The sequence below is a fragment of the Microbacterium oxydans genome (genome assembly GCF_026559675.1).
Classification (GTDB): Bacteria; Actinomycetota; Actinomycetes; order Actinomycetales; family Microbacteriaceae; genus Microbacterium; species Microbacterium oxydans_D.
The window spans coordinates 2,548,336-2,573,078 of record NZ_CP092891.1 but is presented as its reverse complement, the minus strand read 5'-3'; the positions used below and the strand labels follow the sequence as shown (position 1 = coordinate 2,573,078).

Sequence of the window (24,743 nt, the reverse complement as noted above, 5' to 3'; positions counted from 1 at the left end):
GAGCTCCAATCGGATGGTCAGTTCACTGTGTCCGCTGAGAGCGGGGTCGGTGTTGTGGGCGCGGCCGAAACCAGGGGGATGCTTTGGGAGACGGGCACAGTCCCGATCGGCGCATCGGCCGGCAGTCCCGCGAAATGACAGGCCGCGCCCGCTGCGCCCGTGGGCAGCGGAGGCTCCGCGATCACGCAGAGCTGCCGGTCGGGGCGGGCCGCCGGACCGATCGGGCACCGCGGGTGGAAGCGGCATCCGCTCGGCGGCGCGTGCGGATCGGCGGGCTCCACGTCGACGGGGGCCAGCGGGTCGACCGCCAGCAGGTTCCCGTGCCGGGTCGGCGCCGCCTGGAGCAGGTCCCGCGTGTACGGGTGCTGCGGGTCGGCGAGCACCTGCTCGGTCGGACCGAACTCGACGATGCGGCCGAGGTACATCACGGCGATGTGATCGCTCAGGTAGCGCACGACCGAGAGGTTGTGCGAGATGAACAGCATCGTGAGGTCGAGCTCGCCGCACAGCTCCCGCACGAGGTTGAGCACCGAGCCCTGCACCGAGACGTCGAGCGCGGAGGTGATCTCGTCGGCGATCACGACCTCGGGGCGGGCGGCGAGGGCCCGGGCCAGGGCGATGCGCTGACGCTGTCCGCCCGAGAGCGCTGCCGGGAGCGACTGCGCACGGTCGGCGTCGAGGCTCACCAGGTCGAGCAGACGGGCGACCTCGGCACGGCGGGCAGTCGCACCGCGGATGCCGCGCGGGAGCGCTTCGGCGATGGACTCGCCGATCGTCATGCGCGGATCGAGCGAGGAGAACGGGTCCTGGAACACCATCTGGATGGGGCGTCGGCGGCGGAAGCTGCGCACGTCCACGCCGTCGAGGGTGATCGAGCCCTCGCTGATGGGCGCGAGGCCGATCGCCGCGCGGGCGAGCGTGGATTTACCGGAACCCGACTCTCCCACGAGTCCCACGACCGATCCCGACGGGACCGTGAGGCTCACGTCGTCGACGGCCGTGAGACCTGCGCGGTGCGTGCCGTAACGCACGCTGACCCGGTCGAAGCGCAGTTCGCTCATCGCCGCACCGTCTCTTCCTCGTCCATGGTCGGGGCCGCCTCCGCGGTCGTGACGATCTCCGCTGACGTGGCGATCTCCGCGGACGTGGCGATGGTCACCGGCACCGCCGCCTCGCCGCTGACCGGATGCCAGCACGCGACCCGATGGCCTTCGACATCCGCCACGAGCTCGGGATCGGTCTCCCGGCAGAGCTCGGTGGCGAGCGGACAGCGGGCGGCGTACGCGCAGCCCGCGGGGAACGCGCCCGGTGCCGGGGGACGGCCCGGGATCATCTTCAGCGGCTCGCTGCGGTCGGCGTCGAGCTCGGGCACGACCTCGAGCAGGGCACGGGTGTACGGGTGCCGGGCGCCGGTGTGGAGGGTCGCTGCGGGCAGGTCCTCGACGATCCGCCCCGCGTACATGACCAGCACCCGGTCGCAGGTCTGCGCGACCACGGCGATGTCGTGGCTGATGAGCAGGATCGCGGCGTCGGTGTCACGGCGCACCCCGGCCAGGAGCTGCAGCACCTGCCGCTGCACGGTCACGTCGAGAGCCGTGGTCGGCTCGTCCGCGATGATGAGGCGCGGATGGTTCATGAGCCCCATGGCGATCATCGCCCGCTGCCGCATGCCGCCGGAGAACTCGTGCGGGTACTGGCGGGCCCGTCGTGCCGCGGCGGGAACCCGCACCGACTGCAGGCGTTCGATCGCCCGGTCCATCGCCTGCTTCCGCGTGACGTCCTGGTGCTCGGACGCGGCCTCGGCGAGCTGCGAGCCGATCCTCCTGGTCGGGTTGAACGAGGTCATCGGGTCCTGGAAGACCATGGCGAGCGAGGTGCCGAGCAGGCTCCGCACCGCGCGGTCGGACGTGGTCAGCAGCGGGGTGCCGCAGAAGTCCAGGCGTGCCGCGGCCACGTGGCCCGGGCGCTCGATGAGTCGGGCGGCGGCCAGGGCGGTGAGGCTCTTGCCGGATCCCGATTCGCCGACCACGCCGATCGCCTCTCCGCGGGACACCGTGAACGAGACGCCGCGCACCGGGGTGACCCATCCGCCGGGGGTCGGGAACGAGACGCGCAGGTCGTCGACGAGGAGCACCGGGGCCTCGTCGTCGGCCGACACGGGCTGGGCAGCGCCGGGCAGGGCGATCGCCGGCAGGCGGTGGCGACGGCGGCCGGATCGTCCACCGAGGGCGGCTGCGGCGGTCTCACCGAGCAGGTTGAAGGCCAGCCCCGCGATCACCACGGCCACGGCCGGGCCGACGGCGGCGGCCGGATTCAGGTAGATGCGGTTCAGGCCCTCGCCGAGCAGACGGCCCCAGTCGTACTCGGGCACCTGCACGCCGAGGCCGAGGAACGACAGGCCAGCGAAGGCGAGGAGTGCGGAGCCCGCGGCCACGGTGGCGTTCACGATGAGGGGCTCGCCGACGTTCGGGAGGATGTGCCGGATCAGGATGCGGAACCGCGAGACCCCGGCGACCCGGGCCGCGTCGATGAAGTCGCGTCCGGCGATCGCGGCCGACAGGGTCTGCGTCAGCCGGGCGAACTGCGGCGCCATCGCGAAGCCGATCGCGAGCACGGCGCCGGTGGACCCGACACCGAAGATGACCGCGAAGAACAGCGCGAGCAGGAGCCCGGGGAACGCCACCGCGATGTTCACGAAGCCGACGATGGGCCGTCCGAGCCAGCGTGGGAGCACCGACGGCGCCGTGCCGAGCAGGGTGCCTGCGACCACGCCGATGATCACGGCGATCACGGCGAGGACCACGGACAGCCGGGTGGCGACCAGGACGCGGGCGAGGACGTCGCGACCGAGGGCGTCGGTGCCCAGGAGGTGCGCGGCGCTCGGCCCCTGCGAGATCGCGGCCGGATTCACGAGCTCGGCCTGCGCGCCCCAGATGACCGGGGCGAAGATCGCGGCGAGGGTGACGAGCGTCATGAGACAGAGCGCCGTGATCCCGAGCGGGGACCGGACGATGCCCGACCAGGCCGTACGTCCCGACATCATGCCTCCCGGATGGTGGATCGAGGGTCGAGGAGGGCGAGGATCACGTCGATCGCGAGGTTCACGACGAGCACCGCGACCCCGTAGACGAGGACGATGCCCTGCACGACCGAGTAGTCCTTGGTCAGGATCGACTGCACGATCATGGTGCCCAGGCCCGGCCAGGCGAACACGTTCTCGACCAGCACCGTGCCGGCGACCATGCCCGTCAGGAGCAGACCGGTGAGCGTGAGCGTCGCCGTCATGGCGTTCGGCAGCGCGTGGCGGGTGTAGATCCGGCGCGGCGCGAGGCGCTTGGCCCGGGCGGTGCGGATGAAGTCCTGCCCCAGCACCGACAGCACCTCGACCCGGATGATGCGCGAGAACACCGCGATCGGTCCGACGGCGAGCGCCACCACCGGCAGGACGAGGGAGAACGGCGCGGTGTTGCCCGCCACGGGGAACCAGCCCAGCGAGACGGCGAACACGGAGACGAGTCCGACGGCGAGGAGGAACTCGGGGATCGCGGCGAGGATCACGGATCCGGTGGCGAACCCCAGCTCGAGGCCCCGTCGCCGTCCGCCGCGCGTGGCGACGGCCATCGTCACGCCGAGCGGGATGGAGACCAGCAGGACCAGCAGGACGGCCAGCAGCGCGAGCTGCAGGGTCGCGGGGAGCCGGGTCGCGATGATCTCGGAGACCGGTTGGCCGGTGATCATCGAGGTGCCCATGTCGCCGGTGAACAGACCGCCGACGTAGCGCAGATACTGCGCGAGGAGGGGCTGATCGAGCCCGAGGGCGATCCGACGCGATTCGACGAGCTCGACCGGTGCATTCATGCCGAGCGCCGCCCGCACCGGGTCGCCCGGCACCAGGTGGATCATGAGGAAGGCAGCCGTGACCAGCACCCACACCGAGAGCAGGAACTGCCCTCCGCGACGGACCAGGAAGGACACCCAGGGGTTGTCCGACCGTGCGGATCTGATCAGTATCGCCTGCGTGGCGGTGGTGCTGGCCATCGGCTGCCTCCGGTCTTCGACTACTCGTACATCCGGATCGAGGCGGGGTCGATCCCGTCGCCCTCGGTGAAGGTCGCCTTGTTGCCGAACGTCGTGAGGACGTTGTTGACGTAGGGGACGACCGAGACCGAGGTGAACAGGGCCTCCTCCGCGGCGTTCCAGTCCGCGCATCCGTCGGTGCCCGGCTTCGACGCCGCCGCCGTGACTGCGGCGGTGTACGCGTCGTCGGTGACGGACGCGAAGTTCGATCCGTTCGGCGGTGTGGGTCCGGAGTAGAACGGCACGAGCATGCTGGGCAGGGAGACGCCGAGCGGTGCGGCCGAGATGTCCCAGTCGCCCGTGGCGAACAGGGCCTCGCTCAGGGCGGGGGAGTCGAGCGTCTTGACGGTCGCGGAGACGCCGAGCGCCTTCCAGGTCGACTGCATGAGCTCCGCGGCCGCGCTGCCGCCGTTGCCGAGCGTGGTCGGGGTCACGAGCGTGAGCTCCATCGCGACGCCGTCCTTCTCGCGGATCCCGTCGGAGCCGACCTTCCAGCCGGCATCGTCGAGACTCGCCGCTGCGGCCTTCGCGTCGAACTCCGGGAGGAGTCCGTCGACGACGTCGGCCTGGCAGGGGTTCGGTGCGATGGTCACGAGGCTCTTCGCCTCGGTGCCTTCGCCGCTCGTGAGCACCTGCCCGAGCTGGTCGAGGTCGAGCGCCTGGGTGAGTGCCTCGCGGACGGCCTGGTCGGCCGTCGGGCGACCGTCGCCCTGGTTGAAGAACAGCTGACCGGCGGCCAGGGGCAGCTCCGTGGAGAAGAGGCCGGCGTCGCGCAGTCGCTGGCGGTCGGGGCCGAGGACGAGTGCCGCGTTCACCTCGCCGGACAGCACCAGGTTCGCTGCGGTGGTCTCGTTCGGGATCACACGGTAGACGACCTTGGCCGGCAGGCCCGGCTGCTCGGGATCCCAGTCCCCGGGTCCCCAGGTGAAGTCGTCGCGTCGGGTCAGCGTGTACTGGCTGTTCGGCGCGATCTCGGTGAGGGTGAACATCCCCGTCGCGCCCTTGCCCGCCGCGCGCGCGTCCGCATCGTCCACGACCGTGCCGCAGACGATCGAGATGCTGCCGATGTTCTGCAGCAGGAACGCGTCGGGCCTGCCGCTCGTGACGGTGACGGTGCCGGCGTCGTCGTCGCCGACGGCCGTCGTGCCCGGCTGCACCTGCAGGCCGGCCAGGGGCGAGGCGTTGGCCGGGTCGCCGATGAAGGTGATGTTGGCGGCGACGTCGGATGCGGTGAGCGGCGAGCCGTCCTCGCAGGTCAGCCCGTCGCGCAGGGTGAAGGTCGCCGTCGCGGTGTCGGCCTCCCAGCTGGTCGCGAGGCCGGAGAGCACCTCGCCGTCGTTCTGCACCTCCACGAGGCGACCGTACAGGTAGCGGTCGATCTGTCGGGCCGAGCCCATGACCGTGGTGAACGGGTCGAGCGTGCCCGGGTCGGTCGCCGTCACGGCGGTGAAGGTCTTGCCGTCGGCGAGGACGCCTTCGGCGCCGTCCTTGCCTCCGGGAGGGGCGCCGGCCGCGCAGGATGTCAGGGCGAGCGCCGCAGCGCCCAGCAGCGCGATCAGCGGGGTACGAGAACGCATCAGAAGCCTCCAGCAGTGTTCGGGATGGTGCAGGTGGATGGTGCAGTGTTCGGGATGGTGCAGGTGGGTCGTGCAGTGGTGGATGGTGCAGTGTTCGGGATGGTGCAGGTGGATGGTGCAGCAAGTGGATCGTGCAGGGGTGAGACGGGTGCGGGTCAGCCGGCGCGCAGGTGCTCGACGGCGGCGAAGCCCGCATGACCGATCGAGGCGTCGACGAGCGGCTGCCGTTCGGCCAGCGACGCGGCGCGGGTGAAGACGGCCACGGCGTACCGGCGGCCGTCCGGATAGGTCACGACCCCGGCCTCGTTGCGCCAGGTGGGCAGCGTGCCGGTCTTCGCCGCGATGCGCACACCGGAGGGGAAGCCGGAGCTCAGCCGATGCGGCCAGATCTGCTGCGCCATGATGTCGCGTGCCTGGCGGCAGGCCTCGGCCGGTGCCGCCGTGTCGGTCCACAGGGCGTTCAGCAGCGTCGTGACATCACGCGGAGTGGAGTGCGAGGTCTTGACCGGATGCACCGCGTCGAGAGCGAGGATCTGCGCGGCGCTCGCCCCCTCGAACAGCTCGTCGAGATCGCTGTCGGGTGTGCCGCCGAGATCGGAGACGACCGAGGCGAACAGGTCTTCGCAGCACCCCACGAGCCGCGTCTGCCGCAGCCCCAGGTCGCTGATGACCCGGTTCACGGCAGCGCTCCCGAGCCGGTGATACACGACGTCGGTCGCGGCGTTGTCGCTCATGGTCATCATGTTCTGCGCGAGGTCGCGCCAGCTGGCCTCGACGTCGTCCGAGAACCCGGCGGTGCCCACGCCGCCGATGCGGTAGCGCGCGGTCACGGTGGCCCGCTCGGTCGGGTCGAGTTCACCGGCGGCGACCGCGCGCACGTAGGCCGTGAGCACGAGGATCTTGAACACCGAGGCGAGCACCACGGGCTCGTCGGCGCCGACGCTCACCTCCGCTCCGCCGTCCACACCGACCTCCCGCGCGTGCAGGAAGCCCTCGGCGCCGGCCGCCGTGAAGATCTCGGCGATGGTCACCGCGGTGTCCTGCGGGAGCGCCGCGGTGGTCACGCGCCCACCCGGCGGTCGGCGCGGCCGGTGTGCAGGTACAGGGCCCGTCCGCTGCCGTCGTCGCCCACGAACGCGTGCGGCATGTGCATGCCGTGCTGCCGCTCGCGGGGGAGCAGGGTGTCGCCCGACCAGCCGACCAGCTCGACGGGCTCGGGGGCGGGTCCGAGCTCGGCGAAGATGCCCTTCATGGTGCGCTCGAGCCAGATGCGGCCGTCGTCATCCACCCGCACGGTCGAATCCGACACGGAGGAGGAGTAGGTGCCGAGGATCCGCTCGACGTCGACCGCGACCGGCGTCTCGGGGAGCGCGGGCAGTGCGGGCATCGTCACGTCGGCGAGGGCCTTCAGCACCTTCGACGTGATCGCCTGGAAGGCGTCGACGGTCTGCCCGCCGTTCGTCAGCACCGCGACGGCGACGCCCGCCGACGGCACCATGCGCAGGAACGCGTTCTGGCCGATCGTGCCGCCGTCGTGGCCGATCACGGGGCCGCCGTCCCAGTCGAAGATCTCCCATCCGAGGCCCCAGGCGTCGCCCATGACTCCGAGCTCGGGCAGCTCGACCTGTCGCTCCTGCATCGCGCGGACGCTCTGCTCGGAGAGCACCCTCGTCCCGTCGGCGGCGACCCCGCCGTCCAGGTGCATGCGCCCGTAGGTGACCAGGTCGCGGGCAGTCATCGCGAGCATCGAGCCGGCCGGCACGTTGGAGCGCACGAGACTCCACACCGGAGCGGGCACGGGCTCGTCACCGCTCTCGCCCGGGATGTGCCCGAGCGCGGCGCGGAACATGATCGCCTCGGATGCCGAGGTGGCGACGTGCGTCAGCCCGAGCGGGGTGGCCAGGTAGGTGCGCAGCGCCTGGTCGTACGACATGCCGCGCAGCACCTCGACGATGCGGCCGAGCACCACGAACGCGGCGTTGTTGTACGAGAAGCGCTCGCCGGGGGTGAAGAGCTGCGGGGCGTCGGCGATCGTCGCGAGGTACTTCTCCACCGCGTCGTCGCCGACCCCGGTGTCGTTGAACAGGTCGCCCTCGAACCCGCTGACGTGGCTCAGCAGCTGCCGGGCGGTGATCGTGCTCGCTGCCGCGTCGTCGCCGATCGCGAAGGCGGGGACGGTGTCGCGCACCGGGGCGTCGATGTCGAGCAGCCCCTCGTCGACGAGCTGCATGATGAGCGTCGCGGTCCAGGTCTTCGTGATGGAGCCGATCTGGAAGACCGAGTCCTCATCGGCCTCGACGCCCGTGTTGCGGTTCAGGATGCCGGCGGCGGTGGTGAAGATCTCGCCGTCGGCCAGGATCGCGACGGATGCCGCGGGGATGTGCGCGTCGGCCAGCATCGCGGGAAGGCTCTCCCGCACCCAGCTGCCGATTTCGTTCAGGTCGGACACGTGCGCTCCTCTTCGTCGAGTGGGCCGTCGTCGTTCGGGGCGACGGCGATGGGCCGAGACTATTCGCGTGCTCGGCCGGCCCGTTGGTGCCGGGCGACGAGACTTGTGCGGACCTTGGTTCGCGCCGACGAAGGATCCCTGCTCAGGCGTCTCCGCGCACGGGGCGCCCCGGAAGGGCGTCGGCGACGATCCCCCCGGCCCGCACGACCGGCGTGCCGTTCACGTAGAGCGCGCGGATGCCCTGCGACGGGCGGGTCGGGTCGGCGTAGGTCGCGCGATCGGTCAGGGTCGTGGGGTCGATCACCACGATGTCGGCGTCGGCTCCGATCCCCAGGTGCCCCTTGGCCCGCATGCCGGAGGCGACCTCGTCGAGCACGCGCGCGGGCAGATGGGAGCAGCGGCGGAAGGCCTCCAGCCAGCTCCAGGTCCCGCTCTCCAGGACCATCAGGCGCAGCGACTTCGTGAACGTACCGGCGGTGCGGGGATGCGTATGTCCGCCCGCCGGGAGCGGCCATTCGCGCTGCTCGTGGATCGCCCGGCCGTCGGCTCCGGTCCACGAGATCGGCATCGCGTCGCTCGCGACGATCGAGTCCGGATAGGCGAGCGCACGGTGCAGGTGCGCCCGGTCGAAGGGGTCGGCCTCGTCGAGGAACGTCACGATGCAGGTGGCGCCGGGGTCGGCCGCGCGCACCTCGCGCAGCCGGGCCTCGTCGGCGATGCGCTCGCCGGTCTCGACCAGCACGAGGGAGGAGGGGGTGATGCCGAGGCCCGCGAGCTTCTCGGGTGCGAGGAAGAACGCCCCGATCGCCGTGCTCCCGGCGCCGTAGGGGTACGCCTCGACGGTGACGCGGGAGCCGGCGGCGCGGCTGCGGTCGAGCAGGGCCAGCACGCGGTCGACGTGACGCAGCGAGGTGCTGTTCACGTGGCAGTGGTGCATCGCCGCCCCCGTCTCGGCGGCGGCGCGGACGAGCTCCTCCGAGCCGTCGATCGGGGTGCGCGGATCGGCCTCGATCAGCTCGCGCACGTGGGTGAAGGTCGGAGCGTGCGCGGCGGCCGCGAGGCGCGCGAGATCCAGGTACTCGTCCGGGTCGGAGCGCGGCGCGTAGCCCATGAGCACGCCGATGCCGAGGGCGCCGGCACCGAGTTCGTCCTCCAGCAGCCCCAGCCAGCGGCGGCGTTCGACGGGGGAGGAGGAGCGCTGCCAGTCGGGCGTGCCGAGCAGGTCCATCGACGCGGTGAAGTCGGCGACGGGCACGCGGTCGAGGTGCGCGTACGCCCGCGCCTGCGACCAGGACGCCGAGAAGCCGTAGTTCAGGGGGCGCCCGTCGGCGGTGGCTCGGGCGAACGCCTCCGCGATGGGCATCAGGCCCGCCTCCAGATCGAGCGCCGTGGTGACGCCGTCCATCGCCTGCAGTCGCTGTCCCGCGATCGAATGGACGTGACTGTGCAGGTCGACGAACCCCGGGCCGACGATGAGGCCCGCCGCGTCGACGACGTCCGCACCCGTCGGGGCCGCGAGTCCGTCACCGATCGCGGCGACGCGTCCGCCCGCGATCAGGAGGTCGGCGACCCGGTCGGTTTCCGTGTTCGGGTCGATGACGCGCCCGCCGCGCAGCAGAGTGTCCACGTCGCCACCCTGCCATGCTGAAGGGGGCCGTTCCGGTGCGGCTCGACGAAACCGTGGCGTCGATCCGGTGCCCGCGGACAACTCGTCATGCCCGGTAGTGGCCCTGCGAGGTGCACGCACGCGCCCGGACAGACATAATGTATCTACGATGTGACCGTGCACACGCAAGGAGGCAAGTGATGTCCACCGCCTCCGAGCGTGCGCGGTTGCCGAGTATCCGCGACGTCGCTCGACTCGCCGGTGTGTCCCATCAGACCGTGTCTCGGGTGCTCAACGATCATCCGAGCATCCGTCCGGAGACCAAGGCCAAGGTCCTCGACGCCATCGCGGTGCTCGACTACCGTCCGAACCTCGCCGCCCGCGCGCTGGTGACCAGCAAGTCGAACATGCTGGGGATCCTCTCCGCGACGATCGGGGAGTTCGGCCCGACTTCGTCTATCGCCGGCATCGAGGACGCGGCGCGCGAGGAGGGGTATTCGGTCTCGACCCTGAACCTCGCGGACACCACTCCGGAGGCGATCGGCAATGCGGTGCGCCAGCTCTCCCGGGAGCAGGTCGACGGCATCGTCGTGCTCGCCCCGCAGGTGCGCGTGTTCCATGTCCTGCGCGGCATGTCCGTCGCCATGCCCTTCGTCACGCTGCAGACGGCGTCGGGGTCGGACGGCGTGAGCCTGTCCGCCGACCAGGTGGCCGGCGCGCGAGCCGCCACGGAGCACCTGATCTCGCTCGGCCACAGCGACATCCTGCACCTCGCCGGGCCGCAGGACTGGATCGAGGCGGAGTCGCGCATGCGCGGCTATCTGGACGGCCTGCGCGAGGCGGATCTGCCCACGTTCCCGCCGATCCGCGGTGACTGGACCGCGGACTTCGGCTACTTCGCCGGCAAGGAGCTCGCGCTGCGCCGGGACTTCACGGCCGTGTTCGCCGCGAACGACCTGATGGCGATCGGACTGCTGCACGGCTTCCGGGATTCCGGCCTGCGCGTGCCGCACGACGTGAGCGTGATCGGGTTCGACGACATCCCGGTCGCGGCCCACGTGGCGCCCACCCTCAGCACCGTGCACCAGGACTTCCCGGAACTCGGACGGCGTGCGGTCCGCATCCTCCTCGCGCAGATCCGTGGGGAGCAGGTGCCGGAGTTCGGCCCCCTGAAGACGATTCTGCGCGCCCGCGAGTCGGCCGCAGCCCGCTGAGCCGGTGGCGGACGGGGCCGGGCGAATGCCCGGTGACCGGCGCGCGACCGGCGCGCGACCCGCGCGCGACCGTCGCGCGACGGCCCGAGATCGGGCTCGCCCGCCCGTCGCATCACGGTAGCGACACGAAATCCGCCCCCGGACTTGACAGCGGTTCGTCGTGAGTGGACGATGTAATCCAATGTGAACGGTCACATCGAAGGTGACCGCACGTCGCGAGGAAAGATCCGTGAGCACCACAGCAACGTTGCCTACCGTGTCAGGCCCGATCCTGGAGATGCGCAGCATCACCAAGGAGTTCCCGGGTGTCAAGGCACTCGCCGACGTCTCCATCACCGTCCGCGCCGGCGAGATCCATGCGATCTGCGGCGAGAACGGTGCCGGGAAGTCGACGCTGATGAAGGTCCTGTCCGGGGTGTACCCGTACGGGACCTACGACGGGGAGATCCTGCTCTACGGCGAGGAGCAGCGCTTCCGCGACATCGCCGCCAGCGAGCAGGCCGGGATCGCGATCATCCACCAGGAGCTCGCGCTGATCCCGGAGCTCTCGGTCACCGAGAACATCTTCCTCGGCAACGAGATCCAGCACCTCGGCCGCATCGACTGGCAGGCGCAGAAGGAGCGGACGATCGAGCTGCTCGCCCGGGTCGGTCTGAGCGAGGACCCCGATGTGCAGATCAAGACGCTCGGCGTCGGCAAGCAGCAGCTGATCGAGATCGCGAAGGCGCTCAACAAGGAGGTCAAGCTCCTCATCCTCGACGAGCCGACCGCCGCTCTCAACGAGAACGACTCGCAGCACCTGCTCGACCTGATCCTCGGCCTCAAGGCCAAGGGCATCGCGTCGATCATGATCAGCCACAAGCTCAACGAGATCGAGCAGATCGCCGACGAGATCACCATCATCCGCGACGGCCGCACGGTCGAGACGCTCGACATCTCCCGCGGCGAGATCAACGAGGACCGCATCATCCGCGGCATGGTCGGACGCTCGCTGGAGAGCCGGTACCCCGACCGCACGCCCGAGATCGGCGAGGTGTTCTTCGAGGTCAAGGACTGGTGGGTGCAGCACCCGACCGTCTCGGAGCGCATGGTCGTCAAGGGATCGAACCTCAATGTCCGTCGCGGCGAGGTGGTCGGCATCGCGGGCCTCATGGGCGCGGGTCGCACCGAGTTCGCGATGAGCGTCTTCGGCCGCTCCTACGGCACCTTCCTCTCCGGCACCCTGATCAAGGACGGCGAGGAGGTCGTGCTGCACGACGTGGCCTCGGCCATCAAGCACGGTCTCGCCTACGTGAGCGAGGACCGCAAGGTGCTCGGGCTCAACCTCCTCGACACCATCAAGCGCTCGATCGTCGCCGCCAAGCTCTCCAAGATCGCCAAGCGCGGCGTCGTGGACGCCCGCGCCGAGTTCGCGGTGGCGGAGGAGTACCGCAAGGTGCTCCGCATCAAGACCCCCTCGGTGGAGGAGGGCGTCGGCAAGCTCTCCGGCGGCAACCAGCAGAAGGTCGTGCTGGCGAAGTGGATGTTCACCGACCCCGACCTGCTGATCCTCGACGAGCCCACCCGCGGCATCGACGTGGGAGCGAAGTACGAGATCTACGCGATCATCAACCAGCTCGCCGCGCAGGGCAAGGGCGTCATCGTCATCTCCAGCGAGCTCCCCGAGCTCCTCGGCATCTCCGACCGCATCTACACCGTCTTCGAAGGTCGGGTCACCGACTGCATCCCGGCCGATCAGGCGACACCTGAGGACCTCATGCGCAGCATGACCTCCGCGACCCAGAAAGCATCCGCATGACCACCGACACCACCGCAACGAAGCGCGGCTTCCACTTCAAGGACATCACGAAGATGTTCGGCGGCGGGCAGTCGACCCTCCGCCAGTTCGGCATCCTCGGCAGCCTCGTCGTGATCCTCGTCGTCTTCCAGGTGCTGACCTGGATCTTCAAGGGCACCGGCCTCACGCTCTCCTCGGGCAACCTGATCAACGTCGTCAACCAGTACTCCTACATCCTGATCCTCGCGATCGGCATGGTGATGGTCATCATCATGGGGCACATCGACCTGTCGGTCGGCTCGGTCGCCGCGTTCACGGGCATCGTGGTCGCGAAGGCGATGGCGGACTGGAACCTCCCCTGGCCGCTCGGTGTCCTGCTCGGCCTCGGTGTCGGCGTGCTCGTGGGCGCCTGGCAGGGCTTCTGGGTCGCGTACGTCGGAGTACCCGCGTTCATCGTGACGCTGGCCGGCATGCTGTTCTTCCGCGGGGCGAACCAGTGGGTCGGCGACTCGCAGTCGATTCCGGTGCCGCAGGGCTTCAAGGTCATCGGCGCCGGGTATCTTCCGGAGCTGTCGTTCATCCCGGTGCCCTTCAACGTGCTCACCATGCTCCTCGCCCTCCTCGGCGTCGCCTGGATCGTGTTCTGGGAGATCCGCACCCGTCGCATCCAGCACAAGATGGGGGCCGACATGGCGCCGCTCTGGGTGAGCGTCACCAAGGTCGTGCTGATCTCCGTCGTGATCCTCGTCGCCGGCTGGCTGTTCGCGACCGGTCGTGAGGGCACCAGCTTCCCGATCTCGGGCATCATCCTGCTCGCCCTCGTCATCCTGTACTCGTTCATCACGAACAACACGGTCTTCGGCCGGCACATCTACGCGGTCGGTGGCAACCGCCAGGCCGCCCGCCTCTCGGGTGTGAAGGACCGCTGGGTCGACTTCTTCGTGATGATGAACATGTCGGTCCTCGCCTCGCTCGCCGGCATGATCTATGTCGCACGCGCCACCGCCTCCGGCCCTCAGGACGGCAACGGGTGGGAGCTCGACGCGATCGCCTCGGTGTTCATCGGTGGCGCGGCCGTCTCGGGCGGCATCGGCACCGTGATCGGCTCGATCATCGGTGGTCTCGTGATGGCGTTCCTGAACAACGGTCTGGCGCTGCTGGGTGCCGGTGCCGACGTGGTCTCGATGATCAAGGGTCTCGTGCTGCTCTTCGCCGTCGGCGTCGACGTCTGGAACAAGCAGCAGGGCCGCCCGTCGATCACCGGGTTCCTGACCCGTCGCTTCGGTCGCAAGCAGGACCCCGCGACCGACACCTTCGATCCGACGAAGACGAACTACCCCACCAGCCAGAAGTACGAAGCCCCCGCCGTCGACGAGACGCGCGGAAAGTAGGGGTCGAATCGCGTGCCGCACGCGTGACGAGACCTTCACACACCAGAGAAAGAGATCACATGAAGAAGATTCTTCTGTCGGCGACAGCGCTTGTCGTCGCGGGCGCCTTCGCCCTCACCGGCTGCTCCTCGGAGCGCGGCGGTGACACCGGATCCGGAGCGGGGGAGGAGACCGCCAAGGGCTTCGCCGCCGACGCCACGATCGGTGTCGCCCTCCCGGACAAGACCTCGGAGAACTGGGTCCTCGCCGGTCAGCTGTTCACGGACGGCCTGACCAAGGCCGGATTCAAGCCGGACGTGCAGTACGCGCCCGCCAGCAACACGGTCGCCGAGCAGCAGAACCAGATCCAGGCGATGGTCACCGGTGGCGCCAAGGTCATCATCATCGGTGCCAAGGACGGCAAGCAGCTCGCGACGCAGGTCGAGGCAGCCCGCGACGCCGGCGTCACCGTCATCGCCTACGACCGTCTGATCGAGAACACGGAGGCCGTCGACTACTACGTCGCGTTCGACAACTTCAAGGTCGGTCAGCTGCAGGGCCAGGCTCTGCTCGACGGCCTCGCCGAGCGCGCGGGCCACGAGGCTCCGTACAACATCGAGCTGTTCTCGGGTTCTCCGGATGACGCGAACTCCGCCGTGTTCTTCAACGGTGCGATGGACGTGCTGCAGCCGAAGATCGACGACGGCACGCTGAAGGTCGTCTCCGGCCAGACCGAGATCGCCCAGACGGCGACCGAGGGCTGGAAGGCGGAGAACGCACAGCGCCGCATGGACTCGCTCCTCACGTCGACCTACAGCTCGGCGACGCTGGACGGCGTCCTGTCCCCGAACGACACGCTCGCTCGCGCCATCATCACCTCGGTGCAGGGCGCCGGCAAGGATGTCCCGGTCGTCACCGGTCAGGACTCCGAGGTCGAGTCGGTCAAGTCGATCATGGAGGGCATCCAGTACTCCACGATCAACAAGGACACCACGCTCCTCGTCGAGCAGTCCATCAAGATGGTCGGCCAGCTCCAGAAGGGCGAGAAGGTCGACGTCAACGACACCGAGCAGTACGACAACGGCGTGAAGGTCGTTCCGGCCTACCTGCTCGACCCGATCATCGTCACGAAGGAGAACGCGGCCGAGGCTTACGCCAACGTCCCGAGCCTCCTCGAGATCGTGAAGTCGTACCAGTAAGTCTCACGACACCGTCCACGCGGACACCGTCCACGCGGACACACGAACCGTCCGGGCCTTCGGGTCCGGGCGGTTCGTCGTGTCAGGGATGAGGGGTGGTCGCGAGCGCCGCGAGCTCTTCGTGGGGCGTCGCCGCGGTGATGAGGACGAGTGGATCGGCGAGGTCCGACCACGCGGACAGCTGCCGCTCCATCCGCTCCAGCTCGGCGACGCCGCCGGCGTCCGTGAGCAGGGCGAGGATCCCGCGCTCCACGGAGTCGGTGGGAGCCTGTCGTGCCCGCGCCTCGACGCGGCGCCAGCACTCGTCGACATCCTCGCGGAGCAGCGTGCGTCGTATCCTTCCGCCGCTCGCCAGGACCGCGTCCTCGAACGCGGAGGCCTCCGCGGGGATGAAGAAGAGCTGTGGGAAGATCACGTTGCCTCCGGAGGCGATCTGCTCCCTGAGGACGGCCAGGGCGAGCGGCTGGACCTCGGCACCGGCCTGAACGAAGTCCACCGAGGCCGTACCCAGGAGTCCGCGCAACAGATCGACGTCGAGGTTGAGCCATCCGCGCCGGGCGTTGACGAACTTCCGTGCGTAGGTGGACTTGCCGGATCCGGGGAGGCCGTTGACGAAGATGCAGCAGCCGCCTTCCGTCCTCACCGGAGCTCCGGCCTCTGCTGTGTGGTCGTGGTCCATCGAATCCCCCCGGCTCACACCCTATTCGCCGTCTGCCGGTGATTCCGGAACCCGGATGATGCGCCGACTCCAGGCGCTGCTCAGAACGGAACGGGCATCTCGTCGGCGCTCGTGAAGGTCACCGTGTGCTGCGGTGGCGGGCGGTCGATGTACGCGCGACCCGTCGGACTCGTCCACGCCAGCACGCCGCCCGGGCGCTGTTCGACGTGCCAGGGGGAGTGGTGCTTGAGCATGTGATGTCGTCGACAGAACGCGGAGAGGTTCCCATCCGCGGTGGCACCGCCTGCCGATGCCGCATGATTGTGGTCGAGGTCGCACTTCCGCGCCGCGATCCCGCATCCGGGGAACCGGCAGCGCTGGTCTCGCGCGCGGAGGTGCCGTCGTAGCTGCTCACCCGGACGGTAGCGGTCTACCGCGAGCAGCCCGCCCGAGATCGGATGCGTCAGCACGCGCTCCCAGCCCGTCGCCGAGCCCGCGAGCGTCCGAGCGGTCGCCGTATCGATCGGTGTCACGCCGTCGAGCTCGGCAGGAGGAGACGTCGGCGAGGAGCCATCGTCCATCAGGGTGAGCACCGGCACCGTGACCTCGACCCTGGCGCGGATCTCGCTCAGCAGTCCGTCCGTCGTGTCATGCCCCACAGGGGTTCCGGTGAGCACGAGATCGGCGAGCAGGTCGGCGCGCAGCTGGTCGATCGTCCGCTCATCCACGGGAGGCTGTGCGGTGCCAGCAGCGGTGCCGGCAGCGGCGCGGGGATCAGCACCGGGATCGGCACCGGGATCGGCGCCGGCATGCTTCGCCGCCCTGCCGTTCTCCTCCTTCACCGCATGCGCCATCTGCGACAGACGGTCGAGCATCCCGTGCAGGAGGACGGCGGGTCCCCGCGCTCCGAGCTCGGCCATCCCGTCGTCGAGGTCTTTCACCCACACCCGCCGCTGGGCGCGCGCATCGAGATGCCGCTCGGTGATGCTGCGTTCCTGGAACCGTTCGGCAAGCCGCCGTGCGATCCGGCGCAGACGATTCGGAGACTCCGTCGCGGCGAGCTCCACCACTTCCGCGGCATACGCGGCGCGATCCTCGGCATCGTCGAGATGCGCTCCCGCGTCGACGATCACCCGCGAATGCGCCGCGCTGATCCGTCCTTCGCCCTGCGCCTCCCACACCGTCGGGAACCGCTCGACCAGCCAGGAAGCCTCGGCCATCCTCCGCTCGATCGTGCGGTCGCTCACATGCTGCGCCGCACCGATCTCGGCGGCGACCGTGCGGATCGCCATGTCGCCATGGTCAGGATGCGCGGCCTCACGAGCGATGTCGACCGCGAGGCGCCCGGCCATCGCGAGCATGCCGTCGCGGGCCGCCTGCATGCTGCTCAACGTCGATTTCGCCGCCTCGAGCGACGCCACCAGATCGGCGAGCATCGCCATCTGGGAATCCGTCGCGTCGAGCAGTGCTGTCATGACTTCAGTCCATCACGGACCACCGACATTCGAAACTATGTTCACCGGGATTCCGGCATCCGATCGACACCGGCCCGCCGATCCGAGGGAAGGGCTCCCGCGAGCTGAGCGCTAGTTCCAGATCGGGTCGTCGGGGTCGGGGGAGTCGGTGCCGTCGGCGTCGGTCATGATGCGCGCCTCGCCGATCCACGACCGCAGCGAATCGCCGTGGAGCATGTGGGGCTGCGGTGTGCCGAGGAGCTCCGGGGTCGTCACGACGGGCAGCGGCTCGTCGCTCGCGAAGATGACGACGTTGCCGAGGGGTCCTTCATCATCGTTCGGCTCGGCGTCGAGGACGACGGCGAGGTGATCGAACACGGTGCTCAGGGTGGCCGCCTGCCGTCGTGAGTACTCGAACGGATGCCCATCGAGCAGGTTCACCGCCACGACGCCGTCTGCTGCCGAGCGCGCGGCGACGCGGCGGTAGAACTCCTGGCTGGCCACGCGATGCCGGATGACGGCGGCGTCCCAGAGATCGACGACGGTGAAGCGCGCATCCACCCAGTCGGTGTCGACCGCGGTGCGACCGGTGGCTGCGGCGCCGAGCGCGGGGGACGGGGAGGACGGCAGGGGCGATCGCTCCTCGCCCGGAAGCTCCTCGCCCGGAAGTTCCGCGTCCGCCACCGCTCGTGCGTCGCCGAAGATGACCCGCAGATCCGTGCCGGCGGGCAGCGGCAGCGCGGCGATCACCGCTTCGTAGAGAGCGGGTTCGAACTCGACGACGAGTTGAGGCGATCCGGTGCGCGTGGCCTCGACATAGCGCGCCAGCGTGAGGGCTCCGGCGCCCAGATGCACGGTGAACAGCGGCGCACCGGGCTCCGCCGCGGCATCCATCGCCCGGGCGATGTGCTGGATGTACGCGTATTCGAGGTCGGTGGGCTCCGTCATCGAGACGACGGACTGCGGAATCCCGTCGACGCTGAGTTCGTAGCGACCGGGTCGCCGTTTCGACTGCATCAGCTTCGCCCTGCGGTCATCGAGCATGAGCGAGAACACCCGGCGATTCCTTGGCACCAGTCGATCTTAGGTCGGGTGGAGCCGAGGACGGCCGTGGCGCCCACCGCGCGCGGCTACCCTGGAGGGAACATGGCACATCTTCTCGGGGCTGAAGCCCTGCACCTCGAATACCCGACCAGAGTCGTCTTCGACTCCGTGACCCTCGGCATCGAGGAGGGCGATCGCATCGGCATCGTCGGCCGCAACGGCGACGGCAAGTCCAGCCTCCTCGGGATGCTGGCCGGCATCAAGGAGCCGAACTCCGGACGCGTCACGGTGCGCGGCGGCACCCGCATCGGCGTGCTCGACCAGGCCGACAACCTGCCGGACGACCTGACGATCAGCGCCGCCGTCGTCGGCGACACCCCGGAGTACGAGTGGGCGGGCGATGCGCGCATCCGCGACGTCATCGAAGGACTGCTCACCGATCTGCCCTGGGACGCCGAGATCGGCTCCCTCAGCGGTGGTCAGCGGCGCCGCGTCTCGCTCGCGAAGCTGCTCACCGGCGACTGGGACGTGATCGCGCTCGACGAGCCCACCAACCACCTCGACGTCGAGGCCATCACCTGGCTCGCGGGACACCTCAAGAAGCGCTGGTCTCCGAACTCGGGCGCCCTCATGGTCGTGACCCACGACCGGTGGTTCCTCGACGAGATCAGCACCGAGACCTGGGAGGTGCACGACCGCATCGTCGAGCCCTTCGAGGGCGGCTACGCGGCGTACATCCTGCAGCGCGTCGAGCGCGACCGGATGGCGGCCGCGACCGAGGCGAAGCGTCAGAACCTCGCGAAGAAGGAGCTCGCGTGGCTCCGCCGCGGCGCCCCCGCCCGCACGGCCAAGCCGAAGTTCCGCATCGACGCCGCGAACGAGCTCATCGCCGACGTGCCCGAGATCCGCGACAAGGTCTCCCTGCAGTCGCTCGCCGTCTCGCGCCTCGGCAAGGACGTGGTCGACCTGCTCGACGTCGGAGTGACCTACCCCACGGCGGACGGCGGCGAGAAGGTCGTGCTGCGCGACATCGAGTGGCGCATCGCACCGGGGGAGCGCACCGGCATCCTCGGCGTGAACGGCGCCGGCAAGTCCACCCTGCTCGGTCTCATCTCCGGCACCGTGGAGCCGACCGTCGGCCGGGTCAAGCGCGGCAGCACCGTGAAGGTGCAGACCCTCACGCAGCGGCTCGACGAGCTCACCCAGCACTGGAACGACCCGGTGCGCGTGATCATCTCCGGACTGCGCACCTCGTACACGATGGGGGCCGGCTCCAAGGCGCAGGATCTCACGCCGGGACAGCTGCTCGAACGGCTCGGGTTCGACTCCGCGCAGCTCTCGACGCCCGTGAAGGACCTCTCGGGCGGTCAGCAGCGACGGTTGCAGCTGCTGCTCGTGCTGCTCGACCAGCCGAACGTGCTGATCCTCGACGAGCCGACCAACGACCTCGACACCGACATGCTCGCCGCGATCGAAGACCTGCTCGACTCCTGGTCCGGCACGCTCCTGGTGGTCAGCCACGACCGGTACTTCCTGGAGCGCGTCACCGATCAGCAGTACGCGATCCTCGACGGTCATCTGCGGCACCTGCCCGGTGGCGTCGACGAGTACCTGCGACTGCGGCACCTGCAGTCCTCGACCGGTTCGAAGCAGACCGCGACGGCCGCGGCGACGGCGACCGCGGCGGCGACCGCCAAGGGACTCGACGGTGCCGCCCTGCGCACGGCGCAGAAGGAGGTGTCGGCCCTCGAACGGCGCATCCAGAAGCTCACGCAGCAGGTGAACACCGCGAAGACGGCACTGGCCGATCACGACCAGTCCGACTACGCGGGCCTCGGCGATCGCATGAAGAAGATCAGCGATCAGCAGGCCGAGATCGAGGAGCTGGAGCTGCGCTGGTTCGAACTCACCGAGGAGATCGGCTGACCCTATAGCGAAGGTGCGTGGTGTTCGGCGAAGGCTCCGCGCTCTTCAGCTCCAGCGCCACCCGTTCCGCATCCACGCCGTCGAAGAGGCGGATGCCGCTGCCGAACAGCACGGGCGAGACGGCGACATGGAACTCGTCCACCAGGCCGGCGTCGAGACACTGCACGATCGTCGCGGCGCCGCCCGCGATACGCACGTCGCGCGCGCCCGCGGCTGCCCGCGCGCGTTCCACTGCCGATTCGATGCCGTCGTTCACGAAGTGGAACGTGGTTCCCCCCTGTCGCTCCCATGGAGCGCGCTCCTCGTGCGTCACGACGAAGACCGGAGTGTGGAACGGGGGATCGTCCGGCCAGGCGTGCTCGCCGGCGTCGAACATGCGCTTGCCCATCACGCTCGCGCCGGTGCGCTCGAAGGTCTCGCGCACGATGTCGTTGTCGCGTCCTTCCTCCCCGCCGTCGCCGAGCTTCAGGTTCTCCCGGAAGTGCCGCTGCCGGAACACCCATTTCTGCAGCTCCATCCACTGCTTCCCCATCAGCTCGTCGGGGGAGTCGGGGGCGATGTAGCCGTCCAGCGACATCGAGACGCTGAAGAACACTGTGCCCGCCATCAGCCCCGGTGTCCTTTCCGCACGAGCTCGCCGACGTAGGCGGCGAGACTCGCCAGCGTCTGCCGTCCACCCTCGATCGCGCCGTGCTTCTCGATCGCCGCGTCACGCAGCTCCGGGGTCGCGAAAACGGTGATCATCTCGATCCGGGTCGTCTCCCCGTCGGCCGTGAACGTGAGGATCGACTCGAATGCCTCGGGGTCGTCGCGATGCTCGCCGTGCCGCAGGGCGATCCGGGACGGAGGCTCGATCGCCGTCCACGCGATCCACTCGGGGTAGTCGGTGCCGTCGGGGCCGTGCATCACGAACACCCATTCGCTGCCGACACGGAACTCGAACGATCGCGTGGTGGTGGTGAAGCCGGTGGGCCCCCACCACTGCGAGAGGTGCCGCACCTCCGTGAACGCCTCGAACACCAGCTCTCGCGGAGCGTCGATCACCCTCGAGATCACGATCTCCCGGTCGGCGGTCGGTGTCTCTCCTCGTGCTTTCTGCATCCGCTAGTCCTGCCTCTCGTTCTTGAGTTCCTGCACATACGCGTCGAGTCGGTCGAAGCTCTCGCTCCAGAACCGCTCGAATCCGCCTGACCACTCGTGCACCGATCGCAGGCCCCGGGCGTCCAGAGCGTAGAGGCGCTGCTTGCCCGCTCTGCGGTCCCGGACCAGGCCCACTTCTCGGAGCACGCGAAGATGCTTCGACGTGCCGGGCTGGGACAACCCCAACTCCTCCGACAGTGTGGTCGCCGGTCGTTCGCCGTCGCGCAGCAGCGTCAGGATCTGCCGACGCCGAGGCTCGGCGATCGCATTGAACACATCCGATGTCGTCGCTGCTCGTGCCATGGAAGCAACATATACCCATATGGGAAAGTGTGTCCAGCGATGACCGGAACCAACTCCGCGGACGAGATCGGCTGACGGAGGAATATCCTTCTCTCATCGCTGTTGGGAGGTAAGGATGGAAGGCCTCGAAGTAACCGTCCTGCTCGGACTCACGATCCTCGTCGGAACCCTGATCGCCCCGCGCGTGCGCCTCGCGCTCCCGCTCGTACTCGTCGTCTTCGGGCTGCTGCTCGGCTTCGTGCCGCAGCTGCGCGAGGTGCAGCTGCCACCGGAGACGGTCCTGCTGCTGTTCCTCCCGGTGATGCTGTTCTGGGAGAGCCTGACGACGTCGCTGCGCTCGATCCGCCGCGATTTCCGCTACATCCTCCCGATGAGCACGGTCCTCGTCGTCGCCTCGGCGTTCGCCGTGGCCGGCATCGGCGTGCTGTTCGGGATGCCGTGGGAGATCGCCCTCATCCTCGGTGCGGCCGTCGCCCCGCCGGACGCCACAGCTGTGGCCGCCCTCGGCCGCCTGCTGCCGCGCCGCATGTTCATGAAGCTCAAGGCCGAGAGTCTGACGAACGACGGCACCGCCCTGGTGCTCTACGCCATCGCCGTGTCGCTCGCCCTCGGCGGCCAGATCACCCCGCTGTCGGTCACGCTCGACGTGCTGATCTCCTACGTGGGCGGCATCGCGGCCGGTGTCGTCATCGCGGCGCTCGGCTACCTGCTGCTGCGTCGCACCTCGTCGACGATCGTGATCAACGTCGCGCTGCTGCTGATCCCGTTCACGGCGTTCCTCGTCGCCGAGATGGTGCACGCGTCCGGTGTGCTCGCGGTCGTCGTGGCCGGACTCATCGTGGCGTACGTGTCCCCTCGGGTGACGACCGCGTCCTCCCGGAGGCAGGCGGATGCGGCCTGGCCGTTCGGCGTCTTCCTGCTCAACGGCGCCCTGTTCGTGCTGATCGGCCTCGAGGTGCAGTACGTCGTGCACGAGATCTCGGCGGCGGCGATCGGGCGTCTGGTCCTCATCACGCTCTCGGTCTGGGCGACCCTGCTGGTCGTGCGCTACCTGTTCCAGCTGCTCAACGTGCCGTTCCAGCGCCAGACCGGTCCGCGGCCGGCGCCGGGCGCACGAGCCCGCGCCCGCGCCGTGTCGACCGTCGCCGGGATGCGCGGCGCGGTGTCCCTCGCGATCGCGCTCTCCGTCCCCACGACCATCACCGAGGGTGGAGAGATCAACGGACGCGACGAGATCGTGTTCGTCACCGCGGGCGTCATCATGCTGAGCCTGCTCGTGCAGGGCATGCTGCTGCCGGCCATCGTGCGCTGGGCGCGGTTCCCGGCCGATCATGTCGAGGACGAGGAGTACGAGCTCGCGGAGCGCGCGATCTCCGGTGCGGCGCTCGCGGCGCTGGACGACCTCGCCGCCGAGCACGGGATCGGACAGGAGGTCCGCGACCGCGTGCGCTCCGAGGGCTACCAGATGCTGGAGTTCGCGAACGCACGATCGCTGGCGCGCGAGCAGGCGCTCGTCGACGCCGAGGCCGACGCGCTCGACGAGATGCTCGGCGAACCGGATCCGCTGAGCGCGGGCACCGCCGGGACCGATGGCTCCGAGGTCGATCCGGCGCCGAGCGGAGGCGCAGAGCGGATCGCGGAGACGGATGCCATCGACGGCTCGGTCCTGCAGATCATCGCCACCTCGACCGATGTCGACCTCGCGCAGCGGTCGCCCCTCATCCGGCATGAGGAGCACACGCGACTCAAGCTCGCCCTCATCGACCGCAAGCGCGAGGTGCTGTTGGGGCTGCGCGGAGCCGGCACGGTGGACGACATCGTCGTGCGTCGCATCTCCGCCCGCCTCGACCTGGAGCAGGTGCGCCTGCAGGGGATCGAAGAGTTCGACTGAGCGGACCGCCGCTCGGCTGTGACGTCGTGTGACACGACGATTCCGCGCGCGCGGTCGAGCCTGCCTAACGTATTCGAGTCCCCCAAGAGAGGAACCCCTTCACATGTCACGCCGCACCACTTCCATCCTCGCCGCGCTCGTCGCGGTCCCGCTCTTCGTCGCGCTCACGGGCTGCGCCACCGCATCCTCGAACGCCGGCTCCGGCAGCGAGGGCTCGACCGAGGACGAGGTCGTCAAGATCGGCGTCGTCGGCAAGGGCGACGCCCAGTGGCCGGCCTTCGTCGAGGCCGCAGCCGACGAGGGCATCACGGTCGAGCTGGTCGACTTCGGCTCCTACGAGCAGCCGAACCCCGCGCTCACCGAGGGCGAGATCGACCTGAACCAGTTCCAGCACATCGTGTACCTCGCCGAGTACAACAACGCCTCGGGTTCCGACCTCACGCCGATCGGCTCCACCGCGATCTACCCGCTGGGTCTGTACTCGACGAAGTACGACGACGTCGACAGCATCCCCAAGGGGGAGAGCGTCGCCGTCCCGGACGATGCCTCGAACCAGGCCCGTGCCCTCAACGTCCTTCAGCAGGCCGGTCTGGTCGAGCTGAAGAGCGGCGGCACGCCGTACTCCGACCTCGCGGACGTCGACACCGAGAAGTCGAAGGTCAAGGTCACCGCGCTGGAGGCGGCGCTGATCCCGACCTCGCTGCCCGACGTCGCCGCCGCGATCATCAACAACGACTTCGTGCAGGACGCCGGCCTCACGTTCGAGGACGCGATCGCTCAGGACGACCCCGAAGACGCCAGCGCGCTGCCGTACGTCAACATCTTCGCCGCCCGCGCGGAAGACGCGGACAACGAGACGTACCTCAAGCTCGTCGAGATCTTCCAGACCAACGAGGCCGTCCAGAAGGGCCTGCTGGAGTCGTCCGGCGGCACCGCCGTGGCGCTGCAGACGCCGGTGGAGGATCTGGTCTCCTCCCTCGCGAAGGTCCAGAAGGACGCCGACGCGAACAAGTAGGACGCGGGGGATTCCACCCCGTCCGATGAGGGAGAATCGGGTG

At 69.4% G+C, this 24,743-nt stretch carries 20 protein-coding genes; 7 read left to right on the top strand and 13 right to left on the bottom strand.

Going from position 1 to position 24,743, the window contains the following annotated elements:
• Window positions 1-17: 17 nt before the first annotated feature.
• The 7 genes from MME74_RS12385 to MME74_RS12355 all read right to left on the bottom strand — a co-directional run bounded on the left by MME74_RS12385 (window position 18) and on the right by MME74_RS12355 (window position 9,730).
• Window positions 18-1,061, bottom strand: coding sequence for an ABC transporter ATP-binding protein (locus MME74_RS12385; RefSeq protein ID WP_267415331.1), 1,044 nt, complete (start codon window positions 1,059-1,061; stop codon window positions 18-20).
• Complete coding sequence (locus MME74_RS12380; protein WP_267415330.1) at window positions 1,058-3,043, bottom strand: dipeptide/oligopeptide/nickel ABC transporter permease/ATP-binding protein; 1,986 nt, start codon at window positions 3,041-3,043, stop codon at window positions 1,058-1,060. The genes MME74_RS12385 and MME74_RS12380 overlap by 4 nt, the downstream gene beginning before the upstream one ends.
• On the bottom strand, window positions 3,040-4,038 hold the full coding sequence (locus tag MME74_RS12375; RefSeq protein WP_267415329.1) for an ABC transporter permease: 999 nt from the start codon (window positions 4,036-4,038) through the stop codon (window positions 3,040-3,042). The genes MME74_RS12380 and MME74_RS12375 overlap by 4 nt, the downstream gene beginning before the upstream one ends.
• 20 nt (window positions 4,039-4,058) lie before the next feature.
• Window positions 4,059-5,654, bottom strand: coding sequence for an ABC transporter substrate-binding protein (locus MME74_RS12370; protein ID WP_267415328.1), 1,596 nt, complete (start codon window positions 5,652-5,654; stop codon window positions 4,059-4,061).
• Window positions 5,655-5,809: 155 nt separating this feature from the next.
• A complete protein-coding gene (locus tag MME74_RS12365) occupies window positions 5,810-6,718 on the bottom strand; it encodes a serine hydrolase (RefSeq protein WP_267415327.1) in 909 nt (302 codons plus the stop codon).
• Window positions 6,715-8,103, bottom strand: coding sequence for a serine hydrolase domain-containing protein (locus MME74_RS12360; RefSeq protein ID WP_267415326.1), 1,389 nt, complete (start codon window positions 8,101-8,103; stop codon window positions 6,715-6,717). The genes MME74_RS12365 and MME74_RS12360 overlap by 4 nt, the downstream gene beginning before the upstream one ends.
• 142 nt (window positions 8,104-8,245) lie before the next feature.
• The gene (locus tag MME74_RS12355) at window positions 8,246-9,730 is read right to left on the bottom strand and encodes an amidohydrolase family protein (RefSeq protein ID WP_267415325.1); all 1,485 of its coding nucleotides are present in this window, start codon (window positions 9,728-9,730) and stop codon (window positions 8,246-8,248) included.
• Window positions 9,731-9,909: 179 nt separating this feature from the next.
• Here MME74_RS12355 and MME74_RS12350 point away from each other — a divergent pair, with 179 nt between their 5' ends.
• The 4 genes from MME74_RS12350 (at window position 9,910) to MME74_RS12335 (ending at window position 15,269) form a co-directional block, all read left to right on the top strand.
• Window positions 9,910-10,923 (top strand): LacI family DNA-binding transcriptional regulator, encoded by a 1,014-nt coding sequence (locus MME74_RS12350; RefSeq protein ID WP_267415324.1) that lies wholly within the window; start codon window positions 9,910-9,912, stop codon window positions 10,921-10,923.
• Window positions 10,924-11,125: 202 nt separating this feature from the next.
• The gene (gene mmsA / locus MME74_RS12345) at window positions 11,126-12,721 is read left to right on the top strand and encodes a multiple monosaccharide ABC transporter ATP-binding protein (RefSeq protein ID WP_416383318.1); all 1,596 of its coding nucleotides are present in this window, start codon (window positions 11,126-11,128) and stop codon (window positions 12,719-12,721) included.
• Window positions 12,718-14,091, top strand: a complete 1,374-nt coding sequence (gene mmsB / locus MME74_RS12340; RefSeq protein WP_267415323.1) for a multiple monosaccharide ABC transporter permease — start codon at window positions 12,718-12,720, stop codon at window positions 14,089-14,091. The genes mmsA and mmsB overlap by 4 nt, the downstream gene beginning before the upstream one ends.
• 59 nt (window positions 14,092-14,150) lie before the next feature.
• The gene (locus MME74_RS12335) at window positions 14,151-15,269 is read left to right on the top strand and encodes a sugar-binding protein (RefSeq protein ID WP_267415322.1); all 1,119 of its coding nucleotides are present in this window, start codon (window positions 14,151-14,153) and stop codon (window positions 15,267-15,269) included.
• Between the two features lie 82 nt (window positions 15,270-15,351).
• Here MME74_RS12335 and MME74_RS12330 read toward each other — a convergent pair whose 3' ends face one another.
• The 3 genes from MME74_RS12330 to MME74_RS12320 all read right to left on the bottom strand — a co-directional run bounded on the left by MME74_RS12330 (window position 15,352) and on the right by MME74_RS12320 (window position 18,455).
• Window positions 15,352-15,912 (bottom strand): AAA family ATPase, encoded by a 561-nt coding sequence (locus MME74_RS12330; RefSeq protein ID WP_267415321.1) that lies wholly within the window; start codon window positions 15,910-15,912, stop codon window positions 15,352-15,354.
• A 116-nt stretch (window positions 15,913-16,028) separates the two neighbouring features.
• The gene (locus tag MME74_RS12325) at window positions 16,029-17,402 is read right to left on the bottom strand and encodes an HNH endonuclease signature motif containing protein (RefSeq protein ID WP_267415320.1); all 1,374 of its coding nucleotides are present in this window, start codon (window positions 17,400-17,402) and stop codon (window positions 16,029-16,031) included.
• Window positions 17,403-17,513: 111 nt separating this feature from the next.
• Entirely contained in the window at window positions 17,514-18,455 is a 942-nt protein-coding gene (locus MME74_RS12320) for a spermidine synthase (RefSeq protein ID WP_267415319.1), read from the bottom strand.
• A 72-nt stretch (window positions 18,456-18,527) separates the two neighbouring features.
• On the opposite strand from MME74_RS12320, the gene MME74_RS12315 reads away from it, so the two are divergent.
• Entirely contained in the window at window positions 18,528-20,351 is a 1,824-nt protein-coding gene (locus tag MME74_RS12315) for an ABC-F family ATP-binding cassette domain-containing protein (RefSeq protein WP_267415318.1), read from the top strand.
• Here MME74_RS12315 and MME74_RS12310 read toward each other — a convergent pair.
• From MME74_RS12310 to MME74_RS12300, 3 genes are read right to left on the bottom strand one after another with little or no spacing between them, the layout of a single operon-like run.
• Complete coding sequence (locus tag MME74_RS12310; RefSeq protein ID WP_267415317.1) at window positions 20,332-20,958, bottom strand: dihydrofolate reductase family protein; 627 nt, start codon at window positions 20,956-20,958, stop codon at window positions 20,332-20,334. The genes MME74_RS12315 and MME74_RS12310 overlap by 20 nt on opposite strands.
• Window positions 20,958-21,452 carry an SRPBCC family protein gene (locus MME74_RS12305; protein WP_267415316.1) on the bottom strand — a complete coding sequence of 165 codons (495 nt, stop codon included), beginning with the start codon at window positions 21,450-21,452 and terminating at the stop codon, window positions 20,958-20,960. The genes MME74_RS12310 and MME74_RS12305 overlap by 1 nt, the downstream gene beginning before the upstream one ends.
• A gap of 3 nt (window positions 21,453-21,455) precedes the next feature.
• Window positions 21,456-21,794 (bottom strand): ArsR/SmtB family transcription factor, encoded by a 339-nt coding sequence (locus tag MME74_RS12300; RefSeq protein ID WP_267415315.1) that lies wholly within the window; start codon window positions 21,792-21,794, stop codon window positions 21,456-21,458.
• 115 nt (window positions 21,795-21,909) lie between these two features.
• On the opposite strand from MME74_RS12300, the gene MME74_RS12295 reads away from it, so the two are divergent.
• Window positions 21,910-23,685 carry a Na+/H+ antiporter gene (locus MME74_RS12295; RefSeq protein ID WP_267415314.1) on the top strand — a complete coding sequence of 592 codons (1,776 nt, stop codon included), beginning with the start codon at window positions 21,910-21,912 and terminating at the stop codon, window positions 23,683-23,685.
• 103 nt (window positions 23,686-23,788) lie between these two features.
• Window positions 23,789-24,700 carry a MetQ/NlpA family ABC transporter substrate-binding protein gene (locus MME74_RS12290; protein WP_267415313.1) on the top strand — a complete coding sequence of 304 codons (912 nt, stop codon included), beginning with the start codon at window positions 23,789-23,791 and terminating at the stop codon, window positions 24,698-24,700.
• The last annotated feature ends 43 nt before the right edge of the window (window positions 24,701-24,743 follow it).

Coding starts and splice junctions, on each gene's coding strand:
- MME74_RS12350 (WP_267415324.1), top strand. CDS start 9,910: ATGTCCACCGCCTCCGAGCGTGCGCGGTTGCCGAGTATCCGCGACGTC.
- MME74_RS12305 (WP_267415316.1), bottom strand. CDS start 21,452: ATGCAGAAAGCACGAGGAGAGACACCGACCGCCGACCGGGAGATCGTG.
- MME74_RS12375 (WP_267415329.1), bottom strand. CDS start 4,038: ATGGCCAGCACCACCGCCACGCAGGCGATACTGATCAGATCCGCACGG.
- MME74_RS12300 (WP_267415315.1), bottom strand. CDS start 21,794: ATGGCACGAGCAGCGACGACATCGGATGTGTTCAATGCGATCGCCGAG.
- MME74_RS12380 (WP_267415330.1), bottom strand. CDS start 3,043: ATGATGTCGGGACGTACGGCCTGGTCGGGCATCGTCCGGTCCCCGCTC.
- MME74_RS12335 (WP_267415322.1), top strand. CDS start 14,151: ATGAAGAAGATTCTTCTGTCGGCGACAGCGCTTGTCGTCGCGGGCGCC.
- MME74_RS12310 (WP_267415317.1), bottom strand. CDS start 20,958: ATGGCGGGCACAGTGTTCTTCAGCGTCTCGATGTCGCTGGACGGCTAC.
- MME74_RS12315 (WP_267415318.1), top strand. CDS start 18,528: ATGGCACATCTTCTCGGGGCTGAAGCCCTGCACCTCGAATACCCGACC.
- MME74_RS12370 (WP_267415328.1), bottom strand. CDS start 5,654: ATGCGTTCTCGTACCCCGCTGATCGCGCTGCTGGGCGCTGCGGCGCTC.
- MME74_RS12290 (WP_267415313.1), top strand. CDS start 23,789: ATGTCACGCCGCACCACTTCCATCCTCGCCGCGCTCGTCGCGGTCCCG.
- MME74_RS12295 (WP_267415314.1), top strand. CDS start 21,910: ATGGAAGGCCTCGAAGTAACCGTCCTGCTCGGACTCACGATCCTCGTC.
- mmsB (WP_267415323.1), top strand. CDS start 12,718: ATGACCACCGACACCACCGCAACGAAGCGCGGCTTCCACTTCAAGGAC.
- MME74_RS12385 (WP_267415331.1), bottom strand. CDS start 1,061: ATGAGCGAACTGCGCTTCGACCGGGTCAGCGTGCGTTACGGCACGCAC.
- MME74_RS12325 (WP_267415320.1), bottom strand. CDS start 17,402: ATGACAGCACTGCTCGACGCGACGGATTCCCAGATGGCGATGCTCGCC.